Below are 14,755 nucleotides of genomic sequence, written 5' to 3' on the forward strand. Positions count from 1 at the left end.
GGAGGCTCTCTCATGGACGTAGAAATTTTTTGGCAACAGTTTAAAAACGCTCACCCAGAAGTCACGACTAATCATCACGACACCTATGCGTTGGGCAGCGACAGTGACGCTGACGCCTTGGCTCACCTGGTCAAAATCGGTCGCAAGACAGCTACCACCTCGGCCCTCGAGCTGTACGAAGCTGACGAGCCACTACCCTACGTGGGAGAATACAACGTCATCTTAGATGGTCACGACCAGCCGGTGTGCATCACCCAAACCAAGGTAACCGAGGTCGTCTCGTTTGATCAGGTCACCCAAGAACATGCCTATCATGAAGGTGAAGGCGACCGGACTTTGACCAGCTGGCGGCAAGGCCACCGTAGCTTTTTCACCGCAGAATATCAAGCTGTGGGCCGGACGTTTAACGAACAGATTCCCTGTTTTTGCGAGGTCTTTGAACGCGTGGATTAGGGTAAGTAAAAAGGAGCGGATCTCGTTTGGAGGTTCGTTCCTTCTTTTGATTGGTACCTTTTTCAAACTTTACGCTTGTTGCTTTCGCCCATCACGCAACATGGCCGCGAAGATCCAGCCGACCACGGCGACGGCCAAGAAAGTGACGAAGACGGCGTGATAGCCAGCCAAATTAGCGGCGGTGTGGCCCGTGACCTTGAGGTGATCAGCCGTGACCATCGCGAGAATCAACGTAGCGACGGCGACCCCGGTCGACCCTAAGATCTGCCGAACGGTCGTGATGACCGCCGTCCCGTGAGAGATCAGTTGGTCAGGCAATGAATTGGCCCCCAACGTGACCGCTGGCATCATGACGAAGGCGTTGCCGCCCTCAATCAAAGCGGCTGTGAGAATCATCGCTACCAAGGACTGTTGACTAGTGACCAAGGTCAGCCACAACCAGCCCAAGACGATCATGGTCATCCCCGTCAACATGGTGGCCTTAAAGCCAATCTTGTCGGCTAATTTTCCAGTCAACGGATTCAACAGACTCAAGACGACCGCGCCGGGAACCAGCGCCATCCCGGAAGCAAATGGCGAAATGCCTAAGACTTCCTGATAGTACAACGGGAAGATGATGGTGACGACGATCAAGGCGATGTATGACGCCCCCGTCAACAGGACAGCCAAATCGAAGTTAAACGTCTTCAAGACCCGCAGATCCAGTAACGGCGTCGCCACATGAAATTGCCGGTAAACGAAGTAAGCCACGGCCAAGAGACTGATGACCAGCAAGCCGCTCATGGCCCCCCAGTTCACGGCTGTCTTGCCAATTTGGTTGACCACGTAGAGAATGCCGATGAAGCCGACGCTACTGAGGACGGACCAGTAATCCAAGTGTGCCTTGTGTTGCGGCATCACGTCTTTGACGGTCTTTAGCGCAATCACGAAGACCACGGTGATGATGACCATGAAGACCACGAACAGCCCTTGCCAAGTCGTGTAACGCAAGACGATCCCAGAGATGATGGGACCGACCGCTAACGCCGACCCCATGACCAGGCCGGCGAAACCCATGACGCCGCCTCGCTGCGCTTCCGGCGTGATCCGCAACATGACCGTTTGGTAGGACGGAAACATGATGCCGACCGCCATGGCCTCCATCACCCGTCCCAGCATCATCAACGGAAAGCTGGTCGCCAGGTAAATGATGAACGTCCCCACATCGAACAATGCCAGGACACTCACGAACAAGACCGGAAAGCGGATATTATTTAATAACCAGGGACTGACTGGCATCATGACCACCATCACCAGCATGAAACCGGTGGTCAGCCATTGCACCGTCGACGCCGGCACGTTAAAGTACTTCATTAACGTCGGGTACGCGGTCGATAGCGACGATTGACTGATGGACATGGTGAACGTCCCCGCTAGTAACGTCCAGATAAAGGCCAGGTGGCTGTAGGGCCGCCCCTGTAAATCGATTGGCTGTTCTGCCATGTAACTCACTCCTCATTCCCACTTTAGAAACATTATTAACTGACTTCTATCCTAGTCCTTTTCCGCGTCGCTGTAAACCAAACGCACGCCGCCTGTTGAACGAAGTTACTTATTGGGCAATCTTTGTTACAATAGGGTTAATCACCGCAGCGACTCGTTGCGAACTACGGAAAGAATTGAGGGCAAAACCATGGACTTAGTAGCATATTTAACCGATGAAATCGAGTTTCTCACGGAACAAATGGACCGGGCCAAGCAGGAAAAAGACAACGCCATGAATTTCTTGTGCGATGCCCGGATCACAGAAGCCAAACGTATCCTAGACCAGGTCAACGCAGGTAAGATTACCAGCTTAAAGGCCTAGTTTTTCCGAGTCGAGCGCCAAGGTGTGCTGGGCTTTTTTGGCTTGGGGACATCCCCGTGACGAAAAGTTTTGCCTCAGTCATTCGCCGAACGGGGAAAATAGGTGTACATTAGAAGTAGTTAAAAATTTTAGGAGGTCACACATTGATTACAATTAAATCAGACCGTGAAATTAAAAAAATGGCGGAGTCCGGTGCCGTTTTAGCTGGTGTCCACAAGGGCTTACGGGACATCATCAAACCTGGTATCTCCAGTTGGGAGATCGAACGTTTCGCCAACAAATACATTGAAGAACACGGCGCTACGCCTTCCGAAAAAGGCTTCGAAGGCTACAAGTACGCCACTTGCGTCAGCGTGAACGATGAAGTCGCCCACGCCATTCCCCGCAAGGAACTGTTGTTAAAGGAAGGCGACATTGTGGCCGTAGACATGACGGTCAACCTGGACGGCTTTGAAAGTGACTCTTGCTGGACCTACGCGGTAGGCAAGATCAGTCCGGAAGCCCAACACCTGATGGACGTCACCAAGAAGTCCTTGTACCTGGGGATCGACCAAGCCGTTGTCGGCAACCGTATCGGTGACATCGGCCACGCCATCCAAGCCTACACCGAAGGCCAAGAACACATGGGTGACGTTCGCGAACTGATTGGTCACGGTATTCAACCAACCATGCACGAACAACCTAACGTGCCGAACTACGGGGAAGCTGGTAAGGGTCTGCGGTTACGTGCCGGCATGACCATCACCATCGAACCCATGATCAACCTGGGAACTTGGGAAATTGCCTCCCGGGAAACGGCCGACAAATCCTGGGAATACTACGTCACGGCCGATGGCTCACTGTCTGCTCAATACGAACACACGCTGGTCATCACGGATGATGGTCCCAAGATTTTGACCTCCCAAGGCGACGAAATCGATAAGAAGTACTTGCTGTAAAACTTTACCATTAGCGTCAGGATTGGGTTCATTTCCTGGCGCTTTTGTTTTACACTGAAAGTAATTTATTTAGGGGGCATCACCATGACTTTGACCAATCACACACCAGAAGACACGGTGCAAGATATTTTTAACCGCATCGCACCACAATACGACCAAATGAATAGCGTCATCAGCTTGGGAACGCACCGACTGTGGCGCCAACAAGTCATGCGCGCCATGACGCTGCACACCGGCGACTTTGCCTTGGACTTGTGCTGTGGCACCGGCGACTGGACCCTGGCCTTGGCTAAAGCGGTCGGTCCCCGCGGCCACGTGGTCGGCTTGGACTTTAGCAGCGTCATGTTGCACGAGGCCGATCGCAAAGTCCGCACCGCCAACCTGGCCAACCGAATCACCCTGCGCCAGGGAGACGCCATGCACCTGCCCTACCCGGACAATTCCTTCAACGTAGTCACGATTGGCTTTGGCCTGCGCAACGTGCCTGACGCCAACCAGGTCTTACGAGAAATGGCCCGAGTGGTCAAGCCCGGCGGCCAGGTCGTGTGCCTAGAAACGTCGCAACCGACCAATCCTGTGATTCATGCCGGCTGGCAAGTGTACTTCGGCCATGTGGTCCCCCTGATGGGTCGGTTGGCCCACCATTATCAAGCCTACAATTACCTGCAACAGTCTACTCACCGCTTCGTGTCCGTGAGTGAACTAGCGGACATGTTCACGGCGGCGGGACTGACCCAGGTCCACTACCAACAGTTCAACCTGGGCGCTGCGGCCGTGCACTTCGGGATTAAACCGTTCTGACCACTACGCGGTGGGCGGGCCCATTGACGTCACTCGCAGTCCCCATACTCTTACTAACGAAATGAAACCGATTTTTGTGACCCCTACAATCCGGATCTTAACTTTTTCTTTAGGAACTGAAGGTGGAAGGATGAAAATCAGCCAGAAAAATTGTCACCACGCGACTCATGGCTTAAGAATTAGTCGTTTACAGCTCTGTAGTTTGCGCTGGCCGCCTACCGTCCGCCAACTATGGGTTGGAACGCGGTGAGCGGACCGGACCGAGCCTGAGGGACGGTCTCGCTTTGAGCCGAAAGCCCGCGTCTCAAAGACGCCAGTTGCCTAAGCGGCATGAACCGTGCCGCTAAGACAACTCCCACGGCTGAACCCATATTTAGCGAACTCTCGGCTACTAGAGTGTGTGCTAGTAATGGTTGGTTCGGCCCCAGTTAGCGGTTAATTTAGCAACTAGTCTTTGACTAACACAGTGTCGTTGGTAAGCACCAACCCGCCGGAGGCAGCCAGAGATGTAGCCAGCTGTGTCGACGGTGTTGGCTGAGGTTTTTTCTCAGCCTACAGCGTGGGGCGACTTTAGAGACTCGCGGACTTGGCCAGGCTTTCAAGCGAACCGGAAGACCGCTTCTCAGGCTGGAGGTGTTCCCCAGAGCAGGCGGAACCCTGGCTGACGCAGGCCCTGTTTTTACTAGTTTTAGTGGACAAAGCTCTGTCGTTCCGGGAGTTAACGTGTTAATTCATCATTCAATCTTTAGAAGTCAATTAAAAAAACTCAGAGCCGGCACCTGCCAGAACTGAGTTTTTTAGTCTTGCGGAAACGCCGCAATCTGTTTTAACAATTTTTCATTGCTGTTCAATCGCGCAAAGGCCGCGGCATCCTGCAAGTCTTGCTTGATTTTTGCCGGATCCCCCGCCTGCTGTTGGGCATTGCAAGCCCGTTGATACAGGATTTTTGCCAAGTAGTAAGTCACGTGGTAGCGCGCACACACGTCCACACCGTAGTTCAACAGCTTGTCGCTGGCCTGTAGGTCCCCCGTTTGCCCGTAGAATTGGCCGGTATAGTAAATGATGTTCAAGGACCGCCAAATACTGTGGTTGTTTTTGAACGTCAGATTGTGGATTTCGCCAGCTACCTTGTTGAAATAAAATTCCGCTCGGATGTGGTCACCGTCCTGGTTGTATGCCACGCCCATCCCCGTGTAAGCCAGCAGGGAATACATGGAGTGATGGCCCTCATCAAAGCGGTTCAGAATCTGGGAAAAGTCGTAGAGGGCGTCCGCAATCGCGCCGCCATTTAGCGCCGTGACATAGCCGCGAATGAAGTAGTAGCGCATCTGAAAGTTGAGCGTGCCGTTGGCGGGATCACCCAACTTGTCGAGACTGGCCTGGGCAGCGTCATACTCCCCCACTAGCAACTGGAATTCCGCCTGCTCCAGGGCCTGGGAGCGCACCGAATCCTCATCATGGTTTAGGGGGAAGAGGTCGTTTAACGTCAATTCAAGCCGGTCACACAGTTGTAAGAGAATCTTGAGTGACGGCACCTTCCCGTTTCGTTCAAATTTACTCAACGTCGCTTGGGTACAAATCCCTTGCGCCAATTGGTCTTGGGACAGATGAAGTCGTTTTCGCGTTTCAATAAAGATATCAATGTTCATGAATTGTGCCATCCCTTAAAATATTCTAGGTCAATTATAGCAATTAATGCTGCGCAAGCCTAGCTGATTTCTGCCGAACGGAAATCTTATACCAAAAACAGACGAGGAACGACCGGATGGTTCGTTTGACGTCTGCTCTTAAAAAACTTTGATTTAAGTTTCTTCAGCAAAAATACCTTGCACCCTGGTTAAAATCAACTTAAACTGTCGACGATCATGAATATGACCAATTACTTGACCATGTCTCGCTAGAAAATCATATGCAAGTAATTGTAAAAGCAATCCGTCACCATTGATTTTACTTTCCCACCGGTGGTACTTCCCGCGGATTATAACCTAGGTCCTGAAACTCCTGGCTAAGTATTTCAGGATAGTCGTAATCATCCAACTTGGGGTCTGACCACAAATCATCTGTCGCCTTTTTCAGAGGCCGGTAAACAATGGTACCGTCAGCATCTTGATGGACACGAAATTCTGTATCGTCTGGTATGTCACTATTTTTAGGGACAGTCAAAATTACAGTGTCACCTGCATGCCGTGACTTAACTATCTTTTCGCTCATCATCAGCGCCTCCTTACTTTAACGACAGTATACGCTGTAGTCTGATGGGTGACAAGAAATTTACCAGCTAGTCCAGGCCCGCAACTACCCTCGCTATTCCCGCCAACCATGGTGTTCCCGGTCCCAATCGCGCTTGCGACTACCGGAGACAAACGGATTGCCGGCCACGATGTAACGTAGGGGCCGTTCCTGCCAACTACCGGCGCTGACGCCGACCCGCGACGTGGCCGCAATCTCTTGGGGCTGGCGCGTCACCTGTTCCGTAATCGTCAGGTTGTTGGCACCCAGCATGGTGCGGTTCAAATCCTTAGATTGCAGGCCCAATGCCGCCGTTAATTTGCCCGGCCCATTGGTGATATCCGGTACCGGCTTAGCGCGATGCTGCTGCATGAGGTCCAATCCTTGATGAGGTTCGATGCCCCGAATCAGGATTCCTTGCGGCGTACCAGCCGCCTGGGTCGCCACATCTAACATGTAGTACCCCCGCAGGATGTAAATGTAAATGGTCCCCGGCGCATCATACAAAGCCGCATTGGCCGCGGTATAGCGACCGTTGAAGGCGTGGGCCGCCGTATCCTGCTCACCCAAATACGCCTCGGCCTCAACAATCCAGCCACTCATGGTCCCCGCAGACGTCTGGTAGATCAGTTCGTGGCCCAACAAGTCCTGGGCAATCTGGGCCGTCGGGCGGCCAGTAAAGAATTCAGCTAATGCGGTAGTCATGTTTTTTTCGCTTCCCTTTCACTATGGTAGAATTGACTCATGGAGATGGTCAAATATGGCAATTAAACTCGAACGTATTTATACAAAGCCCGCTGATTTAGACGGTTACCGCGTGTTGGTCGACCGCTTGTGGCCCCGCGGCATTTCCAAGGTCAATGCCCAACTGGCGTCCTGGGAAAAGGAAATGGGCCCGTCGACTGAGCTGCGAAAATGGTTCAATCACGAACCCGAAAAATTCCCCGCCTTTCAAGAAAAATACTTAGCAGAACTAGCCGCCAATCCGGCCCTACCAGACTTCTTAACTCTGGTGGCGACCCAACTGGCTAAACAAGACGTTATTTTCCTTTATGGCGCTAAGGATGAGACCCACAATCAGGCTGTCATCTTAAAGGACCTGGTGCTCAAGCGTCTGGCTGACCGAGTGCCCGCAGCACGGCTGGCAGACTAAGGTCTTGCGTACTGGACAACTGCGCGTCGGCACCCGGTAACGGGTCAACATTGATGGCCACAGTCAAGCACCCGGCCGTTTTTGCGGATTGCACGCCGGTCACGGTGTCTTCCAACGCCACGCAATGCGTCGGGGCCAAATGTAACAGTTGCGCAGCCGCCAAATACACGTCCGGCGCCGGTTTACTGGCCTTTAGGCTACCGGCCGCCACGATGTGGGTAAAGTAGTCGGTCAGCTGGAGACGGGCGATTTCGGCGGGCGCATTGGTCGAGGCCGACGCCAAGGCCATGGGATAGCCCGCAGCCACCAGTTCGTCCAAAAAAGCGGTGACGCCCGGCAACCGATTAGCCGGCGTCATGGCGGCAACGTACTGGCGATACAGGTCATTTTCGTGGTCGGTGATGGCTTGCATCTGCGCCGCATCGAACTCACCCTGGCGATTGGCTGAGGCCAGAATCGTTTGCAACGACCCCAACCGACTCATCCCCGGCAGCACCTCCGCCAAGGCCGTGGTCCACGGAATGTTCAACTCCGCAGCAATAGCTTGCCAGGAGGCCAAATGATACTGCCAGGAATCGGCAATGACCCCGTGCAGGTCGAACAAAAATCCTTGAATTTTAGACGTGGGCATGCGCGTTTCCCCCTCTAATGACTAAATGTAATGCCTCAATTATACCACGCGTAACGTGGTGACTAGCGCCTGGGCGTAAACTGTCCGGACGCCTTTTTATTGCGTCTAAGTTAACGGTAACTGAAGGTTGCTGATCATCGCTAATCCGCCGGAGGCAGCCAGAGATGGAGCCAGCTGTGTCGACGGTGTTGGGACGACGGTGTTGGCTGAGGCCCTTTCTCAGCCTACAGCGTGGGACGACTTAAGAGACTGGCGGTCTTGGCTAGACTTTCATGCGAACCTCCAGCCCGCCCCTCAGGCTGGAGGTGTTCCCCAGAGCAGGCGGAATCTCTGGCTGACGCAGGCTCTTGGTTTCACTAATTTTAGTGGGTAGAACCCTGTCATTCCGGGAATTACCGCATCAATGCCACTTTCGACCTCGTCTTTAAAACGGTAACAAAAAAGTTTGGGACAACCTATCCCAAACTCCTGTATCACAAATTCAGATAGCCGAAACGCGCGGCGCCACAACTGCCTTTGGTTGTACGAACGCGCTTAGCGAATCACGATGACCGAAACGTCAGCCTTCTTGCCTAACCGCAAGCCAATGGCCCCAGGCTTACCGTGGCTGGCAAAGTCAACGTCAGCCCCGCACACGATCAAATCGGGTTGGAAGTCGGGCACGATCTTTTGCAAGATCACGTCGTCCACGTCGCCACCCTCAGCGATAATGGGCCGCACTTGTTCGACGCCAAAAGCTTCGGCACGCTTGGCGTAGTCTTGAACGACCTGACGCAAGTGGTCACGTTTTTCGTTGAGCTTATCCGGCATCAGTGATTCATAAATGCTGATGTCATTGCTTTCCAAGACGGAAGCGATTCCCAGGTGCGCACCATAATCCTTCGCCAGGGTCATCGCAAACCGAAAGGCCCGGGTGGTCGATGGGCGGTCATCCTCATCGATCGTAATCAAAATACGTCGGAAAAACAGCGGATCATTACTTTCATCTGCCATAATTAATTTAGTTCCCTCCAATGGATGATTCGGCCCTCATTGTATCATATTTGCGGGGAAAACTGGGGGTTAATCTTTTGGTTTCTGGCTGGTGTGGAACAATTTTTTCTTAGGTAAGAAATTCAATGCGGTTATAACAATAGCGAATGTGGACCACTTCTTGGAATCAGCAACAACAGTCCTTTAACTGAAAGCCTAACACCAGCCTACTCGCAGACTAAGCTTCAGATTCTGAAATTATTCTCCTTGCTTTTTCCCCCAAAAAAGGCCAGGACACACGGTCCCAGCCTCAGTCAATTTCAGTTAATTAGTTTGCGTGGTCTGGTGACAAGATCATTGGTCCCCGGACGGCACGCGGTAATTCGACGGTGATACGCCGGACCACAACGGGTTGCGGCACGACCACCGGCGCTGGCTTGGGTTTGGCCGCCAGCATGTGCCAGATAGAATGCAACAATAGGATGCAGACAAACATCAGTGGGAACCCGGCAATCGTCGAAACGGTTTGCACGGTCTTGAAGCCACCGACCATCACGATCCCAAAGGAGAAGATGATGAAGACGACCACCCAGATCATCCGATTCCAGCGGCTTGGTTCCTGCCCATCATCCAGGTGCAGACTCGTAAAGGACGACACGATGAAGGCAGACGACGAAATCGTCGTGGCCAAGAAGATGAAACAAGAGATACAGTACAAAGCCAGAATGATCATCTTAAATGGCAACGTCGCAATCACCGTGGCGACCACAGCGGCTTGACCTTGGGTATTTAAGATGTGGACCAAGTTAACGGCCCCAGTCCGTTGAAGCCACAAAGAGTACCCACCAAAGATGGCGTAGAAACTCATGCAGCCCAAAGCCCCGTACGTTAACATCCCCACTAAGACCTGACGAATCGTCCGGCCTTTAGAGATGCGGGCAATAAACAGCCCCATCACGGGCATGTAAGACAACCACCAACCCCAGTAGAAAATGGTTTCCTGCTGAGCGGTACTGTCCCCACCGTTGGGCAAGGTGTTGGTCGACATCGAAATAAACTTCTGGGCCATCAACCCCAAGCTATTCGTTTCCGAATTTAAAATGTACACGGTTGGGCCAATGATTAAAATAATGGCTAACAATCCCAGCGCCGTCCAAATGTGGGCGGAACTCAGGCGGTTGATTCCCCCATTTAACCCGTGGAAAACCGTGACCGCAAATAAAATAAACAAGACAATGAAGAGCTCAATCTTTAGCATCAAGTTATCTTGCACACCGGTAAGCCGGCTCAACACTTTGGAAATGATGGGAATTTCCATCCCGACGGACGAACCAATCCCCCCCATAATGCCAAAGACGACCAGGAAGTCAACGACGTGGCGGGCAATCACCTTGCCCCGACTGTCGCCTTGCAGGCTGGTGATGGCGGCACTGACGCGTTGGACCTTAGCGTGCTTCACGTAGAGCACGTAAGCAATCGCAATCGTCGCGGGCGCAAACATCATCCAGGCCATGGGCCCCCAGTTGAACTGCCCCAACATGTGCGCTGCCCCATAAGCGTTGCTAGAAAATGGCTTAAAGCCAAACGCGGGGTGTTGGACGTAACGCAGCGGATCGACGATGGACAGCATCAAGATGCTGGCGTCGATGGCCGTTGCGAAGACCATGCTCCCCCACTGGAAGTTGCTGTAGTGGGGTTTGTCCTCGGGGTCACCTAATTTTACCTTACCAAACTTACCGAATGCCAGATACATAAAAAATAAAAAGTTGACGACGTACACCATCAAATAGGCCCATGACATGCGAGTATCAATCCAGTTCAACAATGAACTGAGCGTGGCCTGTAACTGGCCACCGCCTAAAATAAATAGCAATGACGCGAGTATAAATAAAACGATGGTTGGTACGAATACTAACTTATCAATATTTTTACGCGCTAAAATAAATAATCCTCCTCATTTGTTTCCTGCAGGCCAAGCCTCCAGCGGATGGTACTTCAATTAGATTGTACGAAAAAAGCGCGTTTCCAGGGTCGTTATCCGAGCTACCTGTACAGCGCGCTACCGTTAAATACAAATTGCTTTCGAAAATCTTCTTAAAGCGATATCCAAAATCTATTATACGCGGTCATTTAAATTAGTAAAATCTTGCTGGACGATAAGTTTTTTCTGTCTAAAATAAACCGGTTACAAGCCACGTCATGTTAGTAATCTAAGAATTTGATTAGAATTTAGATTAGTGGCTAAAATCGGGGTTATTTGCCCAATTGATCTGGCCATTGGGCCTGGGCAGCGGCGTTACCGGTCTCACTGTTGTCAATTTCCTTGATGACGCGCGCCGGGTTGCCGGCAATGACGACATTATCGCCAAAGGACTTGGTGACGACGGAACCCGCGCCGACGACCACGTTATTGCCTAACGTGACGCCTGGGAGAATGGTGACCCGGCCGCCTAGCCAAGCGTTGTCGCCAATGGTAATGGGCGCTCCCATTTCCACGTCATTGCTGCGCGCCATGGCGTTCAGCGGGTGAACTGGCGTGTACAGACCGATGTTGGGGCCAAAGTAGCAGTGGCTGCCAATCGTGATGGGGCAAGTGTCTAGGAAGGTCATATCGTAGTTGCCATAGAAATGGTCCCCGATGTGAATGTTCCAGCCGTAATCAAACATGAAGCTGGCCTCGACGAAGAAATCATCGCCGGTGTCCGCCAGTAATTGCTTGTAGGCGGCGTTTCGGGCCTGGTTGTCTGGTAGCTGATTAGCTGCCTGTAAGGTCTTGCGGGCCAATACGCGCCGGTCGATCAGTTCCTTGTCGAATTGATTGTAGGGCTGCCCGGCTGTCATTTTTTCTCGTGCTGTTGCCATGATTTATCAATCACTCCTCTTGGTTTCATGATACCACTGTTGGTGCGAGGGTAACAAAGGGGCGGTTAGCTATAACCCAGTGGATACTGGCCGCCTCCCCAGCGCTTTGAGCTATCAAATTCCATTACCACAAGCTAAGATCAAGCAATCAAAAAAGGAGTCGGGAAATTTTTCCAGACTCCACGATTGTTTATCTAGTTATTTTACGGCCTACGCTACAGCCGTTTTAGGCCGCTCACTAGCGTTCCAAGTAACGGTTAGGCTTCCGTGGTGGCTTCGCTGGGCTGGGCGGGCAATGATTGCTCGCTGAGAATCCAGGTGATGCCATAAGCATCCACGATTTGTCCCATTTTGCCGCCCAATGACTGCTTGGCAAACGGACTGATCACCTTAACTTCTGATTTGACCAAACGCTGATACAGCGCGTCTAACGCCTTAACGCTGGTACTGTCGTCCTCATCAACCGCCAACATCAGTGAGATCAAGGTCGAAGACGTCGGCTGCCCCATCAAGGCATCCGCGCACTGAATATCCAACCCCATGATTTGAAAGCCACCGCGCATTGTCATTTTCTCCAGATCAACCGCAGGATCTAAGCCAAAACGCTCGGCTTCATCTACGGTTGGGCTGACACGGTAAGCATTCGTGGCGCCAAAGACACTCTGATAATAATCAATTGCCTCTTTGGCATTTTCAAACTCCAGATACGGAATTAACTTTGCTTGCATCGTCGGTACCCCATTCAATCCTTAATATTTGCTGGATCTAGGCTAGCCCCTAAATCCTTGGGTGCTGGTTGCCCCCATTAGATAACGTCTACAATCCCTCTAGTTGGTATTATACCCTTAATCATCTGTAAACGGTAGGTCGCGTAGGCTGCGGGCAATGTCGGCCACCGACTGTTCGGTCGATCGGTGCGTCATCGCTTGGGGCGCTTGGGCCTTGGTAGGCTTAGCTTTTGGTGCCGGTTGCGTGGCCGTCACCGGCTTAACAAGCGACTTCGCCCCAGATTTGGTCATCTGGTCCATCGTTTGATTCAGTAAATGGTCGACAAAAACGTTGCCCTGATTAGTGGCGTGCCCCTTAGTCCAGCGGTACTGGAGGTCCGTAAATTGCGGCAATAGCCGATCCACGTCCTGCCAAAGTTCGGCATTGACCAGCGGCCCCGCACTACGCTTCCAGCCGCGGCGTTTCCATCCGGCCAGCCAGCCCTTGGTCACGGCGTTCAACACATACTGGGAATCCAACACGAATAAAATACTTTCGCGGGTCTGGCCCAAGTCAACCAGGTGCTGCAGGGCATTGCGAAAGGCCATGATTTCCATCCGGTTGTTGGTCGCACCAAATTCGCCGGCCGACCCCGTCTCCACGTGATCGGGCAACTCAATGCGGTAGGCCCAAGCGGCCTTGTCAGCGTCACGGACGTGCCCGCCAGCGACGTTGCCCGTGTTGCGGGACCCACCATCGGTATAGACCGTAATCGTCGTCTGTGCAGCCGCTGATGCCTGGTGGGTGACCTTGGTTTTCGCCTGAGCCGTCGATTTTGCTTGCGGCGTGTCGTGCATAAACGCCTGAGCGGCCGCTTCAGTGGTAAAACTCTTGTACTGTGCGCCGGAATAGCCGTTGACTTGCTTTTGCGTTTCCGGCCAAGTCCGGTAGATGCCCGGCTTTTTCCCCCGGCGAACCGCATAGTATTTTTGTGCCATCTTCGTTCCTGCTTTCAAAATTGGTTTAGGTGTTGCGTTATTTTTTAATGGTTAGATGAAGCCGGTTGCCGTTCGCGTAATCCGCAACTGGACCCCCAAGTTGGACGGGAGGCCTCGGTACCGAAATCCACGACCCCCAGCCGTCCGAATTTAACGAAACCTGCGCCCATAAATCGGTTTAATCTTTTCGCAAACTCGCCCTAGTTTACCATACTTTTTCCCGGATTTTTTAAAATCTGTCATTACCAAATTTATGAATCCGACACCAATACCGGCGGGCTCGCGCTGATTTTTTTGCGAAAAAATTAAGTATTCGAGAAATCCCGAATTTCTAAGGTTAAATTGTTTCCATAACTTTTAGATTATGCTAACCTAGAAGGTGTGAAATAATGACCGGAGAACACTGTTTTTTCCTGCATTTTCTAAATTTTTGAGGGGGTTTTCGTTTTTCATGAAGAATCCGATCCGTGCGACCATCATAACCGTCGACCAAGCCCGCGCCATGCTGAAAGACCAGCGTGACCAACGCGATGAACGTTTTCCAGAGCTAGCCGCCTCCGGTCAATACATCTTACCAGACTATCGGTTGACCCGTAAGCGAGAAGCCTTTAAGATTCGACGCCATACGTTTTTGAAGAAGCATTTCCGCTCCTACGTGGCGTTTGATTCCGACAATGGCCAGACGCTGTGGATCCATAATTTCCCCAGTCTCTCTGAAGCTTGCTTCTGGTTGAACACCGGCCTGAAGCCCAACGATACGGACTTCACCAGTTCCTACCAGGAATGGAAAACTAAGCATACTGACGAAATCGAGGTGTTGAAGGCTCAATTGCGCGCCCAACACCACGAAAAGAAAAAGCCCGTCGCCGCTGCTAAGCCAGCGCACGTCTCGGCCGTTAAAAAAGTTAAGCACACTAAGAAGTAATGCCAACGCCGCCACTCCCACAGTGACCGGCGTTTTTTTTGTTGTCCACTAAAGTTAGTGAAACCAGGAGCCTGCGTCAGCCAGAGATTCCGCCTGCTATGGGGGACACCTCCAGCCAAAGAGCGGGCTTCCAGTTCGCTTTGAAGCCTGACAAAATCAGTCAGTCTCCAAAGTCGCCCCACGCTGTAGGCTGAGAAAAGACCTCAGCCAACACCGTCGACACAGCTGGCTACATCTCT

16 protein-coding genes are annotated in these 14,755 nt (G+C 52.1%); 6 read left to right on the plus strand and 10 right to left on the minus strand.

What is annotated here, in order from left to right; translation table 11 throughout:
• Positions 1-12 precede the first annotated feature (12 nt).
• Positions 13-453 carry an ASCH domain-containing protein gene (locus EKM83_RS02140; protein ID WP_125574998.1) on the plus strand — a complete coding sequence of 147 codons (441 nt, stop codon included), beginning with the start codon at positions 13-15 and terminating at the stop codon, positions 451-453.
• Between the two features lie 69 nt (positions 454-522).
• Here EKM83_RS02140 and EKM83_RS02145 read toward each other — a convergent pair whose 3' ends face one another.
• Entirely contained in the window at positions 523-1,935 is a 1,413-nt protein-coding gene (locus EKM83_RS02145; RefSeq protein WP_125574999.1) for an MFS transporter, read from the minus strand.
• Positions 1,936-2,125: 190 nt separating this feature from the next.
• On the opposite strand from EKM83_RS02145, the gene EKM83_RS13235 reads away from it, so the two are divergent.
• The 3 genes from EKM83_RS13235 to EKM83_RS02155 all read left to right on the plus strand — a co-directional run bounded on the left by EKM83_RS13235 (position 2,126) and on the right by EKM83_RS02155 (position 4,038).
• Complete coding sequence (locus EKM83_RS13235; RefSeq protein ID WP_164505563.1) at positions 2,126-2,299, plus strand: hypothetical protein; 174 nt, start codon at positions 2,126-2,128, stop codon at positions 2,297-2,299.
• Between the two features lie 143 nt (positions 2,300-2,442).
• Positions 2,443-3,237: a type I methionyl aminopeptidase gene (gene map / locus EKM83_RS02150; RefSeq protein ID WP_125575000.1), complete on the plus strand. Its 795-nt coding sequence runs from the start codon at positions 2,443-2,445 to the stop codon at positions 3,235-3,237.
• An 84-nt stretch (positions 3,238-3,321) separates the two neighbouring features.
• Positions 3,322-4,038, plus strand: coding sequence for a demethylmenaquinone methyltransferase (locus EKM83_RS02155; RefSeq protein WP_125575001.1), 717 nt, complete (start codon positions 3,322-3,324; stop codon positions 4,036-4,038).
• Positions 4,039-4,835: 797 nt separating this feature from the next.
• Here the strand turns inward: EKM83_RS02155 and EKM83_RS02160 are convergent.
• From EKM83_RS02160 to EKM83_RS02170, 3 genes are all read right to left on the minus strand, one after another.
• Positions 4,836-5,687 (minus strand): helix-turn-helix domain-containing protein, encoded by an 852-nt coding sequence (locus EKM83_RS02160; RefSeq protein ID WP_125575002.1) that lies wholly within the window; start codon positions 5,685-5,687, stop codon positions 4,836-4,838.
• 298 nt (positions 5,688-5,985) lie between these two features.
• Positions 5,986-6,249: an AbrB family toxin-antitoxin system antitoxin gene (locus EKM83_RS02165; protein WP_125575003.1), complete on the minus strand. Its 264-nt coding sequence runs from the start codon at positions 6,247-6,249 to the stop codon at positions 5,986-5,988.
• A 93-nt stretch (positions 6,250-6,342) separates the two neighbouring features.
• Positions 6,343-6,972, minus strand: coding sequence for a DNA-3-methyladenine glycosylase (locus EKM83_RS02170; RefSeq protein ID WP_125575004.1), 630 nt, complete (start codon positions 6,970-6,972; stop codon positions 6,343-6,345).
• A gap of 55 nt (positions 6,973-7,027) precedes the next feature.
• On the opposite strand from EKM83_RS02170, the gene EKM83_RS02175 reads away from it, so the two are divergent.
• Positions 7,028-7,420, plus strand: coding sequence for a DUF488 domain-containing protein (locus EKM83_RS02175; RefSeq protein WP_125575005.1), 393 nt, complete (start codon positions 7,028-7,030; stop codon positions 7,418-7,420).
• On the opposite strand, the gene EKM83_RS02180 is transcribed toward EKM83_RS02175, so the two are convergent.
• The 6 genes from EKM83_RS02180 to EKM83_RS02205 all read right to left on the minus strand — a co-directional run bounded on the left by EKM83_RS02180 (position 7,374) and on the right by EKM83_RS02205 (position 13,591).
• Positions 7,374-8,051, minus strand: coding sequence for a beta-phosphoglucomutase family hydrolase (locus tag EKM83_RS02180; RefSeq protein ID WP_125575006.1), 678 nt, complete (start codon positions 8,049-8,051; stop codon positions 7,374-7,376). The two genes, EKM83_RS02175 and EKM83_RS02180, sit on opposite strands and share 47 nt — an antisense overlap.
• Positions 8,052-8,585: 534 nt before the next feature.
• The gene (locus EKM83_RS02185) at positions 8,586-9,044 is read right to left on the minus strand and encodes a universal stress protein (RefSeq protein ID WP_125575007.1); all 459 of its coding nucleotides are present in this window, start codon (positions 9,042-9,044) and stop codon (positions 8,586-8,588) included.
• A 307-nt stretch (positions 9,045-9,351) separates the two neighbouring features.
• Positions 9,352-10,965: a BCCT family transporter gene (locus tag EKM83_RS02190; protein ID WP_382337835.1), complete on the minus strand. Its 1,614-nt coding sequence runs from the start codon at positions 10,963-10,965 to the stop codon at positions 9,352-9,354.
• 311 nt (positions 10,966-11,276) lie between these two features.
• On the minus strand, positions 11,277-11,885 hold the full coding sequence (locus EKM83_RS02195) for a sugar O-acetyltransferase (RefSeq protein ID WP_125575009.1): 609 nt from the start codon (positions 11,883-11,885) through the stop codon (positions 11,277-11,279).
• Between the two features lie 257 nt (positions 11,886-12,142).
• Positions 12,143-12,613 (minus strand): VOC family protein, encoded by a 471-nt coding sequence (locus EKM83_RS02200; protein WP_125575010.1) that lies wholly within the window; start codon positions 12,611-12,613, stop codon positions 12,143-12,145.
• A gap of 117 nt (positions 12,614-12,730) precedes the next feature.
• Positions 12,731-13,591: a ribonuclease H family protein gene (locus EKM83_RS02205; protein ID WP_125575011.1), complete on the minus strand. Its 861-nt coding sequence runs from the start codon at positions 13,589-13,591 to the stop codon at positions 12,731-12,733.
• Between the two features lie 451 nt (positions 13,592-14,042).
• Between EKM83_RS02205 and EKM83_RS02210 the strand changes: the two genes are divergently transcribed.
• A complete protein-coding gene (locus EKM83_RS02210; protein ID WP_125575012.1) occupies positions 14,043-14,516 on the plus strand; it encodes a hypothetical protein in 474 nt (157 codons plus the stop codon).
• The last annotated feature ends 239 nt before the right edge of the window (positions 14,517-14,755 follow it).

The sequence above is a fragment of the Levilactobacillus angrenensis genome, assembly GCF_003946085.1.
Classification (GTDB): Bacteria; Bacillota; Bacilli; order Lactobacillales; family Lactobacillaceae; genus Levilactobacillus; species Levilactobacillus angrenensis.

What these genes read in the sequence shown, in the direction of transcription:
- EKM83_RS02140 (WP_125574998.1), top strand. Translation starts at nt 13, where the DNA reads ATGGACGTAGAAATTTTTTGGCAACAGTTTAAAAACGCTCACCCAGAA.
- EKM83_RS02145 (WP_125574999.1), bottom strand. Translation starts at nt 1,935, where the DNA reads ATGGCAGAACAGCCAATCGATTTACAGGGGCGGCCCTACAGCCACCTG.
- EKM83_RS13235 (WP_164505563.1), top strand. Translation starts at nt 2,126, where the DNA reads ATGGACTTAGTAGCATATTTAACCGATGAAATCGAGTTTCTCACGGAA.
- EKM83_RS02155 (WP_125575001.1), top strand. Translation starts at nt 3,322, where the DNA reads ATGACTTTGACCAATCACACACCAGAAGACACGGTGCAAGATATTTTT.
- EKM83_RS02160 (WP_125575002.1), bottom strand. Translation starts at nt 5,687, where the DNA reads ATGAACATTGATATCTTTATTGAAACGCGAAAACGACTTCATCTGTCC.
- EKM83_RS02165 (WP_125575003.1), bottom strand. Translation starts at nt 6,249, where the DNA reads ATGAGCGAAAAGATAGTTAAGTCACGGCATGCAGGTGACACTGTAATT.
- EKM83_RS02170 (WP_125575004.1), bottom strand. Translation starts at nt 6,972, where the DNA reads ATGACTACCGCATTAGCTGAATTCTTTACTGGCCGCCCGACGGCCCAG.
- EKM83_RS02175 (WP_125575005.1), top strand. Translation starts at nt 7,028, where the DNA reads ATGGCAATTAAACTCGAACGTATTTATACAAAGCCCGCTGATTTAGAC.
- EKM83_RS02180 (WP_125575006.1), bottom strand. Translation starts at nt 8,051, where the DNA reads ATGCCCACGTCTAAAATTCAAGGATTTTTGTTCGACCTGCACGGGGTC.
- EKM83_RS02185 (WP_125575007.1), bottom strand. Translation starts at nt 9,044, where the DNA reads ATGGCAGATGAAAGTAATGATCCGCTGTTTTTCCGACGTATTTTGATT.
- EKM83_RS02195 (WP_125575009.1), bottom strand. Translation starts at nt 11,885, where the DNA reads ATGGCAACAGCACGAGAAAAAATGACAGCCGGGCAGCCCTACAATCAA.
- EKM83_RS02200 (WP_125575010.1), bottom strand. Translation starts at nt 12,613, where the DNA reads ATGCAAGCAAAGTTAATTCCGTATCTGGAGTTTGAAAATGCCAAAGAG.
- EKM83_RS02205 (WP_125575011.1), bottom strand. Translation starts at nt 13,591, where the DNA reads ATGGCACAAAAATACTATGCGGTTCGCCGGGGGAAAAAGCCGGGCATC.
- EKM83_RS02210 (WP_125575012.1), top strand. Translation starts at nt 14,043, where the DNA reads ATGAAGAATCCGATCCGTGCGACCATCATAACCGTCGACCAAGCCCGC.